Here is an 18,170-nt window from a genome sequence, read left to right as displayed (position 1 = left end):
GGAATTGCAATGAGAATACTAGTGCTGGGCTCAGGAGCCAAAGACCATGCCATTGCATGGTGGTTTTCCCAGAGCCGTCTTATCCATGGCTTGTATGTCGCTCCAGGGAATGTGGGTACTGAATACATTGCAACAAATCTCGCCATCGATCCTGCAGACCCAAAGCAGGTATATGAGGCCTGCAAGGAAAACCATATCGAGTATGTCTTCATCGGAACGGAGGCTCCTCTGTTTACCGGTGTCATCGACTACCTGAATGAACGGGGCATTGATACCTTCGGGGCTCCCAGCAGGGCCTTGAAGCTTGAAGGGGACCGTGACTTCTCAAGGAAGTTCACCGACAGGCATAACATCCCCACCCCAACCCACTATGTATTTGACGATGCCGAGAAGCTTTCGGAATACCTGAAAAGGCATGTTGGACAGCGGTTCGTCGTAAAGAGCAACACCATAGCACCCAGCCGTGTCATGATAGACTCCTCCGATTACGATGCCCTGATGAAGTTCTCCAAGAAAATCCTGGCTACCGGTTCGATCATGCTTGAGGAACACCTCAATGGATTGCCCATCACCCTCACCTTGCTAGTCGACAACAAGGGCTACATGATGTTGCCCTCCTCCAGCGACTACATGAAGGCAGGACATGGTGGCCTACCAACAGGAGGCATGGGATCGATCTGTCCCGTCCCTCTCCAGGAGTCTGTCAGCCAAGCACTTGTCGATACCATCATAGAACCAACCCTGTTCGGCCTCAAGGCCGAGAGAATGGCCTACAAGGGAGTGCTGACCATCAGCGTCATCATCACCAGCAAGGGCCCGATCCTGGTTGACTACCACGTCAGGTTCAACGATCCGGCAGCCCAGGCAATCGTGCCCCTCATCAAGACGGACATCATCGAAATCCTAGATGCCATGAAGAATGATACCCTATCCACCCTCAACCTTGAGGTCTCCACCAACAGTGCGGTAGCTCTTGTGGTCGCATCAGAGGGGTATCCTGAGGAGCCCATCTTCGGAAAGGAACTCAAGCCCATCCCGGCTGCCCTGATGCTCAATGCATTCCAAGGCTCTCCCTTCTATTTCTTCGGAGGGGTGCGTTCTGAGAGTGACAGGCTCATTACCAATGGGGGAAGATGTGTCACTGTCGTGGGAATTGGCTACAATATCATGGATGCAAACAAGAATGCATACAAGGGCGTAGGGCATATTGCATTCCCCGGCTCCTGGTATCGCCCTGATATCGGGGACAACTTCTTTACCAACTGACAAAGTCAAAAAGGCTCTTCGCCAAGCGAAGAGCCTCTCTTTTTCCAGTCCCGCCACACAATTGCATAAGCGCCCACCTCCCCCACGCAAAGGGATACATCAGAAGGTGTTTCGGGGCATATCATGGATGCTTTCTTAGGGAAGCGGCACAATCCCCAGCTAGTCAACAAAAATGCTGTTGTGTACGGTTTCATTCAGGCAGTGTACAAAGAAACCTATATCCTATGCAAAGATACCAGCTTCTAGAGGCAAGAAATGGCAAATCCCTACACGAAGTTTTCAGGAAAGCCAAAGAAAAGAGACGGACACCATGTCGGTACCCGTCTCTCTCGAATCGTTACTCTGTTACAGGTTACTGGGAGATCAAACCTGCAAGCTCATCTGTGACGATAACCTCATCGGCAGGGACAGCTTGGACTGCATAGGCAGGGACCACATACTTCTCCAGCCAGAGGCTCTGGGGTGCATCAGGATTAGCCACCAAGGTGGGGATGGAGATGATGACCATCTCATCCATCAGAGGGACCTGGAACTTCCTGGTGATGCTGATCTCCTCCCAGCTTGCATCGGTGTAGGTAATCGTCACCGAATGCTTCTGCATGGTCACATCAACCTTGTCCCTGTCCCTTGGAACGAACTCCATGGACGGGAACTTGTCGATCTGCACCTCAACAAGCTTCAAAGCAGGGATTTCCTTTCCAGCAACCGTAATGGCCTTATTGTCGAGCAGGATGGTATGCTGCTTGCCGATGAAGAAGAGCATGACACCAAACAGGATGACCAGCACTATCGCAACAAGACGTACCGTGAATGTCTTTCCAAAGTGTATCTTCATGCTCCAGCCTCCTGTTCTGCTGCAAGGATCTGCCCTGCAATGCCCCGGTCATGTTTCTTCCGTACTTCGTAGAGGACCAGCGAGATGGTGATGACCCCATAGGAGACAAATACCCTGAAGTACTCTCCGAGCTGGGCCTGGCCGATCAGGTTCTTTCCGGCCATGGGAGAAACGATGAACATCAGGTGGAAGAGTATGACACCCAAAAAGACGTTGCGGATGTTGGCTTTGCTGACGGTCGCTCCACCCACGAGCAGGGCTGCGACACTGAACATACCGATCTGCATATGGCTGTTGTAGGTGTTGAGGGTTCCAATGTTCTGCAGGTAGATGATCATTCCATAGCCGGCAAACACCGTCGAGATGACGATGGAGACGATACGGGTATGCTCAACCTTGATGCCTGCAGCACGCGCTACCTCCATGTCCTGCCCTACTGCACGCATATCCTGCCCAAGTTTTGTCTTCTTGAACCAGAGGATGAAAATGCACAGCAGTGCGATGACAACCAAGGTAACCAGGGGGATGGGGACGCCAAGCACACGCACCATCAGAAGGCTATCCAGGCTCTTTCTGATGCCGATAAGGTTAACCGTATTGCGGATACCATAGCCACGTGGGAGCACCAGGGCAGCGGAACGGATGGGGATGATGGCACCCATGCCATAGAGGACGACCAGCTGGTAGATACCGTTCATGAAAAAGCCGATGATATAGCTGGTGACCATTTCCCGGCCCTTGGCCATATTCAGGATCTTTCCACACCAGATACCGAGCGCAATGGATATGGGGGTGGAGATGATCATGGCAAGCAGCATCCCGGGGATCCCGACGATGCCCCAGTCACTGATGAAGATCAGCCCGATCTGTCCTGCCATTGCACCCAGTGTCATGCCGAAGTTCAATCCCATGCCGGCGAGGATAGGAATCAGGAGGCTGACGATGAGAAATGAGTTACGGGCGATACGGACCACAACCTCACTGACAAGGTAGTTTGCCGAGTACCCGCTTAGGGGTATGCCGAAGGCACAAATCACCAAAAACAGGATAGGAACCGTATTGTTTCCAAGAAAGCGTTTCACCTTCTGTATGTTTGTTCTTTGGAGCTTCATCGAACAGCCTCCGTTTTTCTGGTCAAAGCGTAGAGGATCATGCCATTGGAAACGATGATCCTGATAACTTCAGACATATCGGTGTGAATCATTGAGTTCATCACTGAAGGGGTCATGGTAAGGATCCCCTGGAACAGGAACGTTCCTACAATGACATTGGTAATGGTGGCCTTGTTGACCGAAGCCCCTCCGATGAGGATGGCCGATACTGCAGGCAGGGCCATGTAGAAGGGGCCCATGTAGAGCTGGATGAATCCAAAGCTCTGCTGGTAGACCAGAATTCCCAAGGCACCCAGCCAGGTGGACATGACAACGCTCAAGGTACGGACCCTGTCAACATTGATGCCGCTTGCCCGGGCAAACACAGGGTTGGACCCTACAGCCGTCATGGCAGTGCCGGTCTTGGTGTGCAGGAATGCCCAGATGGCAAGTGCCAATATTCCGAAGAAGATGAACATGCCTGTCGGAATGGTAAGATGGTCAGTCAGCCTGATCGACAAGAAATTATTGAGCACGTGCAGGTAGTACCCTTCGGTTGAGATGGTGGTACGCAGGCCGCTGCCGCTGTACCCCCATACCATGGTAGGGTTGGAATATGGCAACAAAAGCCACATGATGCACATGAAGGCAACGGAGGAGAACCCCACATAGGTGGCGATCATCATCTCCCCGCCCTTTACCTTGTTGAGCAACTGTCCGTACCCCCAACCGAGTATTACGGCAAACGGGGTTGCAAAGAGGATGGCCATGGCAAAGGAGGCCGGGCCGGTAAAGTTGCATTGCATGGAGAGGGTCCCTCCGAGCAATCCAGCTATGATTCCCAATGGAAGTCCAAAATTCAGGCCACAGCCACTGTGGATCATCGGCACCATCGCCAGGACCATCACTGCATTCATGCCAAACCTGTTCAGCGTATCCGAGAGGCTGGTACCGATATTGACCCCTACAAAAGGAGCCGCAATAAACAGCAACAGCAAAAACAGGCCGATGATGATGCGGGGCAATCCAAAGGATTTGACCGCATGCTGGACGGCAGAGATCACTTTTTGCATGTTCATACACTACCTCCGTCAACTAACTCACTCTTCTGTCCAACCATCAAGAGGCCGAATTCGGCACTATCGGTGGAGGCGGGAAGGATTCCCAGAACCTTGCCATCGGAAACGATGGCAATTCGGTCACAGATCGCCCTCAGTTCTTCCAGCTCGGAAGAAATCATGACAATGGTAGTTCCTTGTTCTTCATTATATTTTCTCAACGCCTGCAAAACCAAGGATTTTGCACCGATATCGATTCCCCTGGTAGGTTCTGAGACAAACAGCAGTTTCGGTTCGACAGCAAAGGCCTTGGCCAGGCAGATCTTCTGCTGGTTACCTCCAGAAAGCTCCTTTGCCTTCTGCTTGGTGCTGGTACAGCGAATCTCCATCTGCTTTACATAGGAGGCCGTAGCCTCTTCAATTGCTTTCTGGTCGCGCCATTTCAGAGCCCCTCCGAGATATTTCTTCAGGTATTTCTCGTGCACCTGCATTGCGGTGAAGGAGACGTTCCACTCCAGGGTCTCGTCAAGGAGGAGGCCAACCCCGCGGCGGTCCTCACTGACAAAGGCCATTCCTGCATCGAGGAAGTTACGGGGGCTGTTAAGCGGGATCTCCTTTCCCTCAAAGAAGATCTGCCCACCAGCAGGGAACAGGCCCATCGCACCGTTGGGGATGCCAAGCTTTCCTTGCCCGGCCATACCTCCAATGCCAATGATCTCACCCTTGAATACATCAAGGTTGACATTGCGTACAACCTCGCCGGGCATATCGACCCAGAGGTTCTTCATCTGCAGCAGGACCTCTTGTTCATCTACCTTGGCCTTTCTCTTGTGATGGGCTGTGGTGCTGACCTCTCGACCGACCATCCATCTGGCGATGTCGGGGATTGCGACCCCCTCAGAGGGAACGGTCTTGATGATCATCCCATCACGCATGACCATGATGGTGTCACAGACATCGATGATCTCCTGCAGCCTATGGCTGATGAAGATGATGGCAATTCCTGACTCCGAGAGGAGGCGCATGGCCTTGAGAAGGCTTTCAGCCTCCTGTTCTGAGAGGACCGCGGTCGGTTCGTCAAGAACGAGGAGCTTGATCCCTTCAGTTACATCAGTGGCTTCCTTGCTCAGCTCACGCGCGATCTCAGTAAACTGCTTGTGCCCGACAGGCATCTGGGAAACCATCATCTCCGGGTCCAAGTAGACAGCAAGACGGCCTATTGCCTTCTCAGAGATCTGAAGCATCTTCTCCCTATCGAGGGTGTTGAGGCGCTCGCCAAACAGTTCGGAGAATAGGGTATATTTCAGGGGTTCCCTATTGAGAAGAATATTCTCAGTAGCGGTAAAATCAGGTAACAGTGAGAATTCCTGGTGGACCATTCCAATCCCAGCGGCCAAGGCATCAATGGGAGTTGAAAAAAGCACCTTCTTACCGTCTATCAGTATCTCCCCCCCAAAGCCACCGGTCTGGTGGATTTCATCCATGCCAAAGAGAATTTTCATCAGGGTTGACTTACCGGCACCATTTTCGCCTACCAATCCGAGAATTTCACCCTTTTTCAGGGTGAAGTTCACATCGGTAAGAACCTGGTTACCGAAAAAGTCCTTGCTGATGTGACTCATCTCCAGCAACGGGGTCTCTTTTTCATTCATATGTTCAATCCTTTCAATCTTGGTTGTGACCCTTGCGTCATAAACGCAACGGTGACGGCCAAGTTTGTCATATAATAGAAGAAAAAACACTACAAGAGAAGGGAACTACTTCCCTTCCCTTCGTACAAAAGGGGAGAGTACGACTCTCCCCTTAAGGATTCAACTACGTAACGTTATTTTATGGAGAAATACTTGTCTGGAACTACCAGATCAGCATTGCCCATATAGCCCTTACCCATCATGTAGGTATCCTGATAGATCAGGATGTGGTTCTTTGCCCTGACGCCAGTATTGACATCTGAGTAGGGAGCACCATTCCATCTGGCTCCAGGAGTATACTTGTTAAAGGCCTTCATGACGTCAGAAAGCTTGAGAAGCTCACTTTCGCCCTTGAGGACGTTGATAGCATGCTGGCCAAGGCCGGCAGTACAGGTATAGCCATAGGAGAATGCCCAGGTGCCGAAGCGGCCTGCGCCACCCTTGGCGACGATTGCAGACTCAACCTTCTTCAGGATTGCGGTGAAATCACCAGCTTCTGCAGAGAGGTCAAGACCCAAGGCGCCAGGATAACCCATCAGAGGGCTAGGAAGGTCAGCTTCGATGAAGTAGCCACCGTAAGCCAAGAGCTGCTTGAGCAAAGGCTCGGTGTGGGCATCGTTCGTACAGAAGAATGCTGCATTCTTTCCATATGTTTCGATCCATGCGGGAACTTTCTCGAGGATGTACTGCTGAGCACCGGCAACACCAACGTCGCTGGTCGGGTCAGGAGCGGTTTCCATGACAAACTTCATGCCGAGGTCTGCACAGGTTGCTTTCATGATCGCTGCACGGCGACTCAAGGTCTCATAGCTGAGGTGCCTTGGGAAGGAGATGTGCACGAATGTATCACAACCAAGTTCATAGGCAGTGCGGATGATCAGGTAACCACGAGCAATGAAGTCGTTGTTGACGGCAAGGTCAGCTGCTGTCTGGATTACACCTGGATCTTCGTGTGCTTCACCAGCGATGCAAAGGACATCACTTCTTTTCTCTTTGATACGGCGGAAAGCTTCGGTTGTTCCAGGAATGGCCTGGTTTACAATGATGGCTTTCATCTTCGGGTCATCAGCAAGACCAGCAATAACACTGATGGTGGTCTCTGCTTCATCCATGAAGTTGTCAGGATAGGTAACGTGCTGGATCATACCACCGTTGCTTACAGAACCGTACTCTTGAATGAGGCGCTCTGCACCACGGAGGTCATCTTCAGACTGGGATACCGTACCGGTGACAATACCGATGTGAAAATCTGCGCCAGATTTGGCAGCGGGAGCAGCTTCTTTGTTTCCGGCAGCAAACATAACGCCAGAAACCAGAAGAATGCAAAGAACGAGAGCAAACATCTTTTTCATTTCTACTTCTCTCCTTTAGGGATAGTTGCTTCTTATGATACGGAAAAGATTGGTTCCTTGCAAGAAAAGAATGGAATTTCATACATTTTACTGCAACTTTAAGGTATAAATATAGAAAACAGGACATTTGCTGCACAAATTGCGACAAATGTCCTGTACTTTTTTACATTTCTGTATGGTTATTTGCTAGGAGTTGCTACCGCTTGTTGTCGCCTGACCTCATAGAGGAGGATTCCTGTTGCAACAGAAACATTCAAGGAATCGATATGTCCTGTGGTAGGAATGGAGACAATCTGGTCGCAAAGCGACTTGGTAAGGTCCCTTAGGCCCTTGCCCTCATTGCCCATGACCAGGACCGTTCTTTTGGGGAATACGGTCTTGAATGATTCCTTGCCAGCCATGTCAGCACCATATACCCAGAAGCCATTGCTCTTGAGGTTCTCTATCTCACGATTGAGGTTGGTGACGACGGCCATCGGAACATATTGGGCGGCTCCAGAGGATACCTTCACCACGGTGGAGTTTGCCTGTGCACTTCGCCTTTCGGGAATCACAACCAACGATACTGAAAACTGGTCAGCAGATCGGAGGATTGCCCCCAGGTTCTGCGGATCGGTGAGCTCATCCAACACAAGGACCAAGGCACTCTCATCATCCTTGAGCTTGGCACAGAACTCCTTGATCGTACTCATCTGAATCTTGGAAGGTCCTTTGTCCGTACTGGCCAATTCCAATACAGCACCCCGATGGTCAGCCTGGTCAACCATGCGATCCATCTCAACCTTGGCAATCTTTTTTATTATTACTTTTCCAGTCAGCACTGCCTGACGTTCCAAAGCTTCTGTATGGCCCCGCATGCCGCGACACAGGTACAATACTGACCCTGATGCGGCCTGCTTGAGGCCCTCTTCTATGGCATGAACGCCAAATATCTTCTCTCCCATTCTCTATCTCCTGGTTCTAAAAGCTTACTGCATTACATAACATTAGGCTACCTCATCGTAGAGGTAGGGCACTATTTAATCCTCAAATGGGACAGGAGTTGGCGAAGTTTCCTCACCAAGGGCCTCTGCCAGATCCTGCATGATTTTCTTTGCCTTGGAGTTCATGCGCTTGGGAACCTGCACGAGCAGCTTCAGGTACATGTCGCCCCTGTCTGTAGAGTTGAGCTTTGTCACCCCCCTTCCACGGACCCTGAGCATCTTCCCAGACTGGACACCAGCAGGGATTGCCACCTTGATGGACTGCCCATCTATGGTGGGAACCTGGATTTCAGCTCCAAGCGAAGCTTGGGTAATGGAGATGGGTACCTGACAGAAAAGGTCATAATCCTGCCGAACAAAATATTTGTGGTTCTTTACATTTACATAGACGTAGAGATCCCCTGAAGGGCCTCCATTGGCTCCTGCATCACCCATTCCACGAAGTACGACACGGCTGCCATTATCCACACCGGCAGGGATGGTCACCTTGACCTTCTGCTGCTTGCGTTTCAGACCACTGCCATGGCACTCGGTGCAAGGGTTCTCGATAACACGGCCACTGCCATTACAGGTAGGGCAGGTGCTCGCTACAGCGAAGAAGCCACTGTTTCGCCTGACTTGGCCACTACCGTTACAGGTAGGGCAAACCTTGGTACCAGATCCCCCTTGGGAACCGGAACCACTACAGACGTCACAGCCAACCTGATGGGAGTATGCGACATCAACCTTGCTGCCGAACACGGCATCCTTGAAATCTATCTCAACATCATAACGCAAAGAAGCACCTGGTTCCGGCCCTCTCTGACCACCTCGGCCTTGGCTTCGTGAGCCACCACCGCCAAAGAAAGAACTGAAAATATCTTCAAAGCCGCCGCCACCACCACCAAAGCCACCACCGAATATATCGCTAAAATCCCGGTAGACATTTGAGTAGTCATGGGCGCCACCATTTGAACCATCAAGCCCGGCAAACCCGAACTGATCATACATTTGGCGTTTTTTCTCATCGGATATGACATCGTAGGCTTCAGTAGCTTCCTTGAATCGCTCTTCAGCTTCCTTGTCCCCAGGATTCCTGTCAGGGTGGTTGGCTATGGCAAGCTTACGGTATGCCTTCTTTATCTCATCCAGCTTTGCAGTCTTAGAGACCCCAAGCACTTCATAATAATCTCGTTTCGCCACGGTACGACTTCCTTAGAACAAATTGGCTTTAGAAACATCATGTCGGCTTTGAGCCGACATGATGCAAAACCTTTCTTGTATAGTAACCTGTTTCCGAAACCTTAGTCTACGACTTCGTAATCGGCATCTTCAACACTATCGCTACCGGTATGCTTCTTCTTAGGCTCCTCTTCGCTTGGTGAAGGCTGGGCTTCAGCCTCGCCACCATCCTGTGTAGCGGTGTTCTTGTACACCTCTTCTGCAAGCTTGTAGGCTGCCTGCTGGAGAGCCTCGCTCTTGGCCTTGAGCTCTTCAGCAGAAGCACTCGGGTTTCCAAGCAGGGTCTTCAGTTCAGCAATGGAGCTCTCGATCTTTGCCTTGTCATCCGCTGCAATCTTGCTGCCATACTCCTTGAGAGACTTCTCAGTCGAGTAGACCAGGCTGTCAGCTTCGTTGCGGGCATCGATACGGGCGCGTTCCTTCTTGTCCTCTTCCGCATGGGTCTCAGCTTCACGGACCATCTTCTCGATCTCCGCCTCGCTTAGGCCTGAGGAAGACTCAATCCGGATCTTCTGCTCCTTACCGGTACCAAGGTCCTTGGCCGACACATGCACGATACCGTTGGCATCAATGTCGAAGGTTACCTCGATCTGGGGAACACCACGGGGGGCTGCAGGTATGCCGATGAGGTCAAACTTGCCCAGGGTCCTGTTCTGGGAGGCCATCTCACGCTCGCCCTGCAGGACATGGATGCTTACAGCAGTCTGTCCATCAGCAGCGGTGGAGAATATCTGGCTCTTGCGAGTAGGAATGGTCGTGTTGCGCTCAATAAGGCGAGTGTTGACACTTCCAAGGGTCTCGATACCAAGGGAGAGAGGAGTGACATCCAACAACAGGACGTCCTTGACATCTCCACCAAGGATTCCACCCTGGATGGCTGCACCCATTGCAACAACCTCATCAGGATTCACACCCTTGTGGGGTTCCTTGTTGAAAAGCTCGCGTACGATTGCCTGCACAGCAGGAATACGGGTTGAGCCACCAACGAGGATAACCTCATCGATATCAGCTGCAGTAAGGCCGGCGTCGCGAAGGGCATTCTTGACAGGAAGCTTGGTCCTCTCGATCAGGTCAGCAACAAGCTGCTCGAACTTGGACCGGGAAAGGGTCATTGCCAAGTGCTTCGGTCCCGATGCATCTGCGGTGATGAACGGAAGGTTGATATCGGTGCTCGTGGAGTTGGAAAGCTCGATCTTGGCCTTTTCAGCCGCTTCACGAAGTCTCTGCAAAGCCATCTTGTCCGTAGTGAGGTCAATACCATTTGCCTTCTTGAATTCACCAGCCATCCAATCGATGATCCTATTGTCGAAGTCATCTCCACCAAGGTGGGTATCACCGTTGGTAGACTTAACCTCGAAGACACCGTCACCCAGTTCAAGGATGGAGATATCAAACGTACCACCACCAAGGTCATACACGGCAATCTTCTCTTCCTTGGTCGAATCCTTACCAATACCGTATGCCAAAGCTGCGGCAGTAGGCTCGTTGACGATACGCTTTACATCCAAGCCTGCAATCTTACCTGCATCCTTGGTTGCCTGGCGCTGTGCATCATTGAAATATGCCGGCACGGTAACAACAGCTTCGGTGACAGGTTCGCCGAGGTAGTCCTCAGCTGTCTTCTTCATCTTCTGCAAAATGGCTGCAGAAATTTCCTGTGGGGAGTAGGACTCGCCACGGAGAGTGAGCTTGACCTCACCAGCGGATCCAGCACTCACCTTATAGGGAATCCTGTTGAGCTCAGAAGAGATCTCGCTCATCTTGCGTCCCATAAAACGCTTGATGGAGTAAACGGTATTCTCTGCGTTGGTGACCATCTGGTTCTTGGCAGGCTGGCCTACCAGACGATCGCCTTTCGCTGTATATGCAACAACGGAAGGGGTAGTTCTTTGTCCTTCACTGTTGGCGATGACCATAGCGTCATTGCCTTCCATAACCGCAACACAACTGTTGGTCGTGCCAAGGTCAATTCCAATAATTCTTCCCATTTTATATTTCTCCTCTCCTAATCAATTCATAGTCATGCTGGGTTTTATCCCTGCAGATAAGGTACTAATACCTAGGCAAATCGTCAAACGGAAGGTTTGCCAACTTTCACCTTTGAGGGCCGAAGGACCCTACCGTGGAGCTTGTATCCTGTGGAAAGATCCTCAAGGACAGTTTCTACTTCCAGGGAGTCATCCTCGACGACCATGCAAGCCTCATGCTCCTCAGGATTGAATTCCTCCCCGAGGGCCACAATTCGCTCCAGGCCCCAATTGCGTTCCAGGATTCCATGGATCTGCGAATTGACCATCAGCACCCCGTCATGGATCTTCTTGTAGTCATGTGTGGAATCAGCTGCATCCAGAGCCCTGCCAAAATCGTCAAGAGGCTCCAGGAGATCCTTGATAAGGGAAGAGTTGGCAAATTTGACCGCCTCATCCTTGTCCCGGACCAAACGCTTGCGAGTGTTTTCAAGGTCGGCACGATTACGGAGCATCAGATTCTCCAGCGAGCTTATTTCAGCTTGGGCAGCCTCAAGCTGCTCCTTGAGAAGGGATATCTCCAACTCCTTCTGTTCCGGTTCGGAAGGGGATGTGACCGCTTCCTGCTTGGTTTCCTTAGCTTCGTCTACGGCGCTTTGTTTCTTTTCCTGTTTCTTTTCCATTCCAATCCCTCAATTTTCCCCATGCACGGCCTGAGCACGAGCACATGGATATTTCAAGTCCAACTGCAAAGATCTCTCAGCAACTGAACTAATTTTTCTAATCTAGTACAACGTAATGAGTAGCCCCGTTTTGGGTACGTCGATAACATACTCATAAGGGATTGCAAGGGTCAAGTGGTTTTTCTGAGGGAAAAGAGCATATTCCCATGCATGCATCACAATGTCTGGATAGAGGATAAGCACAGACAGGCATCCTACAAATGGAGGGTATACCGAAGTTCAGAAGCGAGGTCACACAGTCAGGTCATCACCCTCGTCCAGCTCAATTACCTCTTCCTCCCCTTCAGGAAGGTATTCGACCTTCCGGGCCTCAGGGACAAGCGGTTCTTCTTCCAAGGGTTCAGCCTCTTCCAGGCTTTCAGCCTCTTCCAGTGGTTCAGCTTCTTCCAAGGGTTCAGCCTCTTCCAGGCTTTCAGCTTCTTCCAAGGGTTCAGCCTCTTCCAGGCTTTCAGCCTCTTCCAGGCTTTCAGCCTCTTCCAGTGGTTCAGCTTCTTCCAAGGGTTCAGCCTCTTCCAGGCTTTCAGCCTCTTCCAGTGGTTCAGCTTCTTCCAAGGGTTCAGCTTCTTCCAGTGGTCCAGCTTCTTCCAGTGGTCCAGCTTCTTCCAGGCTTTCAGCTTCTTCCAAGGCCATGGCAAAAGGAACAGAAACCTGTCTTTCTGGAATGTGGGTGTTGTTTGCCAACTCCTCGAGGAGGGAGAGCTTTGTCTTTCTCATCCCCTCAATCTCATCCTTCAAGTGAGAGGCCTCATCGTTCAGGCGGGAAATCTCAGCATGGGCACCTTCCTGCAAGCTCTGCATGGATTGAAATGCATCCTCAGACTTTTCAGTTTCTGCCAGCAGGGTCTTTACCTCGTCGGCGAAGGAGACCAAGGAAGTGTGTTCATTGGTTTGCAACAGGCGCAGCAACTCCTTGGCACTCTGCATTCGCAAAGCCATCTCCCCAAGATATTGTGAGAGCACCCGGGTCATGTTCTGGAAGGAGATGTCGGTTCTTCTGAGTGTTGCCTCAAAGATCTGCGTCATCTGGGCATTGCACTGCTGGACAAAACGCTCCATCTCCTCGGTGACGTGACGAATCGATTCATGCTCGATGGCCAAAAGTGTCTCTTGCTGCTTTTCTGCACGCTCTGTATGCTTTGCCTCAAGTTCCTCATATTGTTTCTGCTGGTTTCTCAGCATGCCAGTGGCCTGGTCGGAAGAGGCTTGGAGCGCTTTCTTGTACTCCTGCATCAGCCGTTCGCCTTCATCTGCAAGCTGGCGTAACTTGCTCGCTTGCTGCGATACGAGGGCAAGGGATGCTTCCTGGTTGCCTTTGAGGGTCTCGGTGTGTGCGGAGATGCGCATGAGGTTGGTTTGCTCAGCTTGCTGGACTTCCCTTTCATACTCCTCGAGCTTGGCAAAGGAAGCGTCCTGCAACTGCTTGAGCTTCAGCTGTTGGGCGTACAGACCCTCCTCTCCCTCACCTATCCTCTTTTCAAGGGTATTCTGGAACTGGACAAACCGCAGGTCAAAACCATCCAGGGTCTCCTGGACACGGTTGAGGTTGGTAACCTCCGCCTTAACCTGCACTATGCGGCCCTCCACCTGGGTGGTGGTCCTTTCCAGCTGGGTCAAGGCTTCCTGATAGGTGGAAAGCACTTTCTGCAGCTTGGCGAGATCTTCGCTGCGGGCCTCAAGATCTGCAAGCTGGGTATCGATGTGCACCATGAGCTGATGGGATTCCTCTATCTTGGCGCTGATGCGTTCCTCGACCTTCTGGGCAGTCTCCTTGAATTGGGACTGGCTGTTCTCCACATCGCTTACCAACCGCTGGGTCCTCTGCTTCATGAGATCCATACGTTGGTTGCGCTTGTCATCAGCGCGAAGGAGATAGATGATGACCAGTGTCAGTATAAAGAGGATAACCGGCAATAACAGTTCCAAACCCATAGTAGACCCCCTTGCACTAGAGTAACAGAGAAATGAACTCCTTCCAAGAACTGACCACCAGATCAGCATCAGAAAATTCACCCCGGGAGCGGGTAAGAAGACAGCTGCGCATGCCCATCCGCTTTGCTCCCTGGCAATCCTTGCTATAGCTATCCCCCACATAGAGCATCTCTGAAGGCGAGCCGTCTAGATGTGCAAGCAGGTAGGAAAAGGCCTTGGGGCTGGGTTTGAGATACCCACTGTCCTCGGAACTGAGGGCAAGGTCCACCAGGGAATCAATGCCCAAGGTCTCCAGCTTCCTCGCAACGGGAAAATCGCTGAAGACCGCAATCTTCAGCCCCTGCTGCTTGGCCTTCACAAGGGCCTCCCGCATATGGGCAGAGCCCTTGATGGAAAGGAAAGAGCGTTGCCATGCCTGGTAGAACTGACGGTCTAGCCTAGCCATCATGGCTTCAACACTGTTCGCATCATGCTTCTTGCCCAGGTGGCTGAGCATCAGGTGGGCCTGTCGCTGCAGTAATCCCTGCCGGTCGGCAGGGACCGTCGGCTCGCTATCCTGCACCCTCCTATACTCCTGCCTCACCTGGTTGAATCCCAGGCCAAGGGGGAGTGAAGGGAATGCAGAGCGGAGCATCCGAGCGTTGAGCATCCGTTTGGGATAGAGCGTCCCATCGATATCAAGGCAGAGCACCTTGATATCCTGGTCTACAAGGAATCCCATCCTAACCCCGTTTCTTCGAACCGGCGTTTCGGGTCTGCTTTGCAGTACGTTTCGCCGATTTGGTCACAGAGGCCTTGTTCCCAGGCTTGGTTCCCTTGGGCTTGGCCACGGCCCTGCCTCCGGTAAGCTTGCGTGAAACAGGACCCTTGGGGGAAGTCTCTGAAGTATTGAACTTCTTGGGCCTATCGTTGAGGGAAGGATTTCGCTTTCTCTCCCGAAGGTCAATCTCGATAGGTACCTGGGTAAACCCAAGATCCCTACGAATACAGTTCTTCATATACTGGACATAGATGGGAGGGAAATCCTTGAACTTGTTGACGAAAACCAGGAACCTGATGGGGTTTGCACTGATCTGCGTTCCATAATAGACCTTGAAGTGTCCGGTAGAGCCACGGGGAGGCTGGTACGCCTCGCCCCACTCCTTGATGGCAGTGTTCAGCGTTGACGTGTCAACACGCTTGTTCAGCTGTTTCCAGACGCCCCAGACGGTATCGAGCAACTTTCCGATATCTATGCCCTGGGTTGCACTGATGGCGGAGATCGGGGCAAAGCTGAGGATAGGGAACAAGAAGCGCATCCTGTCCTTGATGGCGTCAAGCTGGTTGCCAACCCCTGCAAGCAGGTCAATCTTGTTCAGTACAAGGATGACACCCTTTCCCCGGCGTACGATGAGCTGGGCGATCTTCTTGTCCTGGTCGGAGAGGCCTTCGATCGCATCAATCATCAGCAACACCACATCGGCCTCGTCGATGGTCTTGATCGCCCGGTTTACCGAATAGTATTCGACATCGTCATCAACCTTGTTCTTTCTGCGTATGCCTGCAGTATCGAGCACGGTGAAGTCACTGCCCTTGTAGGTGAATGCACCCATGACGACATCACGCGTGGTGCCGGCTATATTGCTGACGATGGAGATATCCTCCCCAACCAGCAGATTTGCAAGGGTGCTTTTCCCGGTATTTGGCTTTCCCAGGATTGCAAGCTTTACGCTTTCCTTCTCCTCAGGAGCCTCGTCGAGGCTGACCATGTCCAACATGCCGAGCAGCATGTCTTCCAGTTCCTCGATGCCATGCCCATGGGCAGCCGAGATACCCAGCACACGCTGGTACCCATATTCATAGTACTCCCAAAGCAGGTCGTCACGGGAAGGGGTGTCAACCTTGTTGACCACCAGGACCATCTTATCCGTAAAGGGGCGCATAAATTCCAGCAGCTCCCGGTCCTCGGCCGTCACCTCGGTAATGTCCATCATGAAGATGATGGCGTCAGAGGTAGCAAGCAGCGAGAGGCTTTTTTCCGCAACCAGGCCATCGAGGCCTTCACGGTCGATCTTGACTCCACCTGAGTCAATGATGGTGACAGGATGGTTACCCAGAAGCCAGCGTTCGGGAATAGGGTCGCGCGTTACTCCTGGAGTCGGGTCGGTGATGGCCCTTCGTTTGCCGATCAGGCGGTTGAAGAGCGTTGACTTGCCCACATTGGGCCTTCCTATGATAGCGATGACAGGCATTTTAGCCTCGACAGCGCCAGACTGTTCAATATCCAGCTCAGATGGTGGTGAAATGATCGAATCGGTCATGCATCCACTCCCTTATATAGGTTGTAATCGTAAGATAGGAATCCATTTCCATCACATGGTCGGCAAGTTGCTTAGCCTCGGCAAACGAGACGTCGCGGAGGATCTTGCGGACCTGTAGGAGGCTTTGGGACCCCATACTCAATTCATCCATCCCCAGTCCGGCCAACAGCACAGAACAGAGAGGATCACTAGCCATCTCTCCGCAGAGGCTCACAGGGATATTCTCCTGGTGGGCTTTCTCCACGATCATCTGCAAGGAGCGTAACACTCCCGGATGAAATGGCTGAAACAGATGGGCAATCTTCTCGTTCCCCCGATCGACAGCAATCGTATACTGGATCAGGTCATTGGTTCCGATCGAGAAGAAATCAACTTTCTTTGCGAGAATATCAGCACACAATGCAGCAGAGGGTACCTCTATCATGGTGCCGACCTTGATGTCAGGATCGAAGGGAATCTGTTCGGTCCTGCACTCTTCCTTCACATGTTCCAAAAGATGCAACACCGCGTTCAACTCTTCCACACCGCTGATCATCGGAAACATAATCTGTAGCTTCCCATAGACACTTGCCCGCAGCAACGCGCGCAACTGTACAGAGAAGATGTCCTTTCGTGACAGGCAGAAGCGAACGGCCCTCCAGCCAAGGATCGGGTTTTTCTCATCAATGCCCATCCCCGGTACAACCTTGTCCCCACCCACGTCAATGGTTCGGATGGTTACCGGCAATGGTGCCATAGCCTCGATCACCTCTTTATAGGCTTCGAACTGTTGTTCTTCCGTGGACCCTCCAACGCTGTCCATAAACAGGAACTCAGAACGGAAGAGTCCGACACCGGAGGCGCCGACCTCCTTGGCAGAACCGATCTCGGAGACTGTCTGGAGATTTGCCTTAAGCAGCACCTCATGACCATCGGTCATCCTGGTGGGCAAATCGATCATCTGTCTCAGTTCTTGTTCATGGGCCTGCCAACGGGCATAGCGCTCATTCAGGTTCTGGGCGGCAGTAAGGTCAGGTCGGACAAACACCTCACCATAGTTGCCATCCACGATAATCTCATCTCCGTCATGTACCTTTTGTGAAGCAGATCCCAAGGCAATGACTGAGGGGATGTTGAAGGCCCTGACAAGGATGGCAACATGGCTCGCCCTCCCTCCCCCGTCCAGGGCAATCCCCAAGATATGGCTCTTGTCCATCGAGAAGAGCTCGGAGGGCATCAAAGAATCGGCAACAAGAATGACATCCTCGGTAAGGTTTTTCACCGTACGTTGGCTCCTGTTGCTCAGCGCATCAAGAAGATGGAGCGACACATCCCTAAAATCCACACTCCGTTCCTTGAGCATCTCATCGGACGAGCTCTCCAGCAGGGAGACCATGCTTTCGGTCACTGCCTCCACAGCCCATTGTGCACATACCAGGTTTGTTGAGATGTACTGTGCAATCTGGCCAAGATACTCAGGGTCGCTGAGCATCATCAGATGAGTCTGCAAAATTTCTGCAGGCTCTGCGGAGATGTCAGGACCCTGGTGCTCTTCCAGGGCCTTTTTCGATCGTTCAACAGCTTTATGGATCTTTTGCAGTTCCCCTTGCACATCCTTGGCCATGATATGTTGCTTTTCCGCAACCATGGACGAACGCACATGCAACAAGGCCTTTCCTTTGGAGAGTCCTTCGGAAGCTGCAATACCCTTGAATATCCTCATATGTAATGTACTATACGGGCTTTATCCTCTCA

The 18,170-nt window shown here is 51.8% G+C and carries 14 protein-coding genes; 1 reads left to right on the top strand and 13 read right to left on the bottom strand.

Annotated features, from left to right (window positions below; all coding sequences use genetic code 11):
• Positions 1–9 precede the first annotated feature (9 nt).
• Entirely contained in the window at positions 10–1,266 is a 1,257-nt protein-coding gene (gene purD / locus ROJ03_RS00360) for a phosphoribosylamine--glycine ligase (RefSeq protein WP_313724989.1), read from the top strand.
• A gap of 352 nt (positions 1,267–1,618) precedes the next feature.
• On the opposite strand, the gene ROJ03_RS00355 is transcribed toward purD, so the two are convergent.
• The 13 genes from ROJ03_RS00355 to ptsP form a co-directional block, all read right to left on the bottom strand.
• Positions 1,619–2,101, bottom strand: a complete 483-nt coding sequence (locus tag ROJ03_RS00355; RefSeq protein WP_313724988.1) for a DUF6672 family protein — start codon at positions 2,099–2,101, stop codon at positions 1,619–1,621.
• Positions 2,098–3,213 (bottom strand): ABC transporter permease, encoded by a 1,116-nt coding sequence (locus tag ROJ03_RS00350; protein WP_313724987.1) that lies wholly within the window; start codon positions 3,211–3,213, stop codon positions 2,098–2,100. The genes ROJ03_RS00355 and ROJ03_RS00350 overlap by 4 nt, the downstream gene beginning before the upstream one ends.
• A complete protein-coding gene (locus ROJ03_RS00345; RefSeq protein WP_313724986.1) occupies positions 3,210–4,271 on the bottom strand; it encodes an ABC transporter permease subunit in 1,062 nt (353 codons plus the stop codon). The genes ROJ03_RS00350 and ROJ03_RS00345 overlap by 4 nt, the downstream gene beginning before the upstream one ends.
• On the bottom strand, positions 4,268–5,902 hold the full coding sequence (locus ROJ03_RS00340) for a sugar ABC transporter ATP-binding protein (protein WP_313724985.1): 1,635 nt from the start codon (positions 5,900–5,902) through the stop codon (positions 4,268–4,270). Before ROJ03_RS00340 ends, ROJ03_RS00345 begins: the two co-directional genes overlap by 4 nt.
• Before the next feature lie 173 nt (positions 5,903–6,075).
• A complete protein-coding gene (locus tag ROJ03_RS00335; RefSeq protein ID WP_313724984.1) occupies positions 6,076–7,293 on the bottom strand; it encodes a DUF3798 domain-containing protein in 1,218 nt (405 codons plus the stop codon).
• A 179-nt stretch (positions 7,294–7,472) separates the two neighbouring features.
• Positions 7,473–8,237, bottom strand: coding sequence for a 23S rRNA (guanosine(2251)-2'-O)-methyltransferase RlmB (rlmB, locus tag ROJ03_RS00330; protein WP_313724983.1), 765 nt, complete (start codon positions 8,235–8,237; stop codon positions 7,473–7,475).
• A gap of 75 nt (positions 8,238–8,312) precedes the next feature.
• On the bottom strand, positions 8,313–9,458 hold the full coding sequence (dnaJ, locus tag ROJ03_RS00325) for a molecular chaperone DnaJ (RefSeq protein WP_313724982.1): 1,146 nt from the start codon (positions 9,456–9,458) through the stop codon (positions 8,313–8,315).
• A 101-nt stretch (positions 9,459–9,559) separates the two neighbouring features.
• Positions 9,560–11,485, bottom strand: a complete 1,926-nt coding sequence (gene dnaK, locus ROJ03_RS00320) for a molecular chaperone DnaK (protein ID WP_313724981.1) — start codon at positions 11,483–11,485, stop codon at positions 9,560–9,562.
• A gap of 83 nt (positions 11,486–11,568) precedes the next feature.
• Positions 11,569–12,147 carry a nucleotide exchange factor GrpE gene (grpE, locus tag ROJ03_RS00315; RefSeq protein ID WP_313724980.1) on the bottom strand — a complete coding sequence of 193 codons (579 nt, stop codon included), beginning with the start codon at positions 12,145–12,147 and terminating at the stop codon, positions 11,569–11,571.
• Positions 12,148–12,438: 291 nt separating this feature from the next.
• Positions 12,439–14,136, bottom strand: a complete 1,698-nt coding sequence (locus tag ROJ03_RS00310; protein ID WP_313724979.1) for a SpiroCoCo family coiled-coil protein — start codon at positions 14,134–14,136, stop codon at positions 12,439–12,441.
• 16 nt (positions 14,137–14,152) lie between these two features.
• Positions 14,153–14,857, bottom strand: a complete 705-nt coding sequence (locus tag ROJ03_RS00305; RefSeq protein WP_313724978.1) for an HAD family hydrolase — start codon at positions 14,855–14,857, stop codon at positions 14,153–14,155.
• A gap of 1 nt (position 14,858) precedes the next feature.
• Positions 14,859–16,436: a ribosome biogenesis GTPase Der gene (gene der / locus ROJ03_RS00300; RefSeq protein ID WP_313724977.1), complete on the bottom strand. Its 1,578-nt coding sequence runs from the start codon at positions 16,434–16,436 to the stop codon at positions 14,859–14,861.
• Positions 16,405–18,138 (bottom strand): phosphoenolpyruvate--protein phosphotransferase, encoded by a 1,734-nt coding sequence (ptsP, locus tag ROJ03_RS00295; protein ID WP_313724976.1) that lies wholly within the window; start codon positions 18,136–18,138, stop codon positions 16,405–16,407. Before ptsP ends, der begins: the two co-directional genes overlap by 32 nt.
• Between the last annotated feature and the right edge of the window lie 32 nt (positions 18,139–18,170).

It is taken from the genome of Sphaerochaeta sp. PS, assembly GCF_032144095.1.
Taxonomy (GTDB): domain Bacteria; phylum Spirochaetota; class Spirochaetia; order Sphaerochaetales; family Sphaerochaetaceae; genus Sphaerochaeta.
This window is presented reverse-complemented; position numbering and strand designations above follow the sequence as displayed.

Bases quoted from the DNA above. Each gene is read 5' to 3' on its own strand.
- ROJ03_RS00305 (WP_313724978.1), bottom strand. From the start codon at position 14,857: ATGGGATTCCTTGTAGACCAGGATATCAAGGTGCTCTGCCTTGATATC.
- rlmB (WP_313724983.1), bottom strand. From the start codon at position 8,237: ATGGGAGAGAAGATATTTGGCGTTCATGCCATAGAAGAGGGCCTCAAG.
- ROJ03_RS00335 (WP_313724984.1), bottom strand. From the start codon at position 7,293: ATGAAAAAGATGTTTGCTCTCGTTCTTTGCATTCTTCTGGTTTCTGGC.
- ptsP (WP_313724976.1), bottom strand. From the start codon at position 18,138: ATGAGGATATTCAAGGGTATTGCAGCTTCCGAAGGACTCTCCAAAGGA.
- ROJ03_RS00350 (WP_313724987.1), bottom strand. From the start codon at position 3,213: ATGAAGCTCCAAAGAACAAACATACAGAAGGTGAAACGCTTTCTTGGA.
- ROJ03_RS00340 (WP_313724985.1), bottom strand. From the start codon at position 5,902: ATGAATGAAAAAGAGACCCCGTTGCTGGAGATGAGTCACATCAGCAAG.
- dnaK (WP_313724981.1), bottom strand. From the start codon at position 11,485: ATGGGAAGAATTATTGGAATTGACCTTGGCACGACCAACAGTTGTGTT.
- ROJ03_RS00310 (WP_313724979.1), bottom strand. From the start codon at position 14,136: ATGGGTTTGGAACTGTTATTGCCGGTTATCCTCTTTATACTGACACTG.
- der (WP_313724977.1), bottom strand. From the start codon at position 16,436: ATGACCGATTCGATCATTTCACCACCATCTGAGCTGGATATTGAACAG.
- ROJ03_RS00345 (WP_313724986.1), bottom strand. From the start codon at position 4,271: ATGAACATGCAAAAAGTGATCTCTGCCGTCCAGCATGCGGTCAAATCC.
- purD (WP_313724989.1), top strand. From the start codon at position 10: ATGAGAATACTAGTGCTGGGCTCAGGAGCCAAAGACCATGCCATTGCA.
- grpE (WP_313724980.1), bottom strand. From the start codon at position 12,147: ATGGAAAAGAAACAGGAAAAGAAACAAAGCGCCGTAGACGAAGCTAAG.
- ROJ03_RS00355 (WP_313724988.1), bottom strand. From the start codon at position 2,101: ATGAAGATACACTTTGGAAAGACATTCACGGTACGTCTTGTTGCGATA.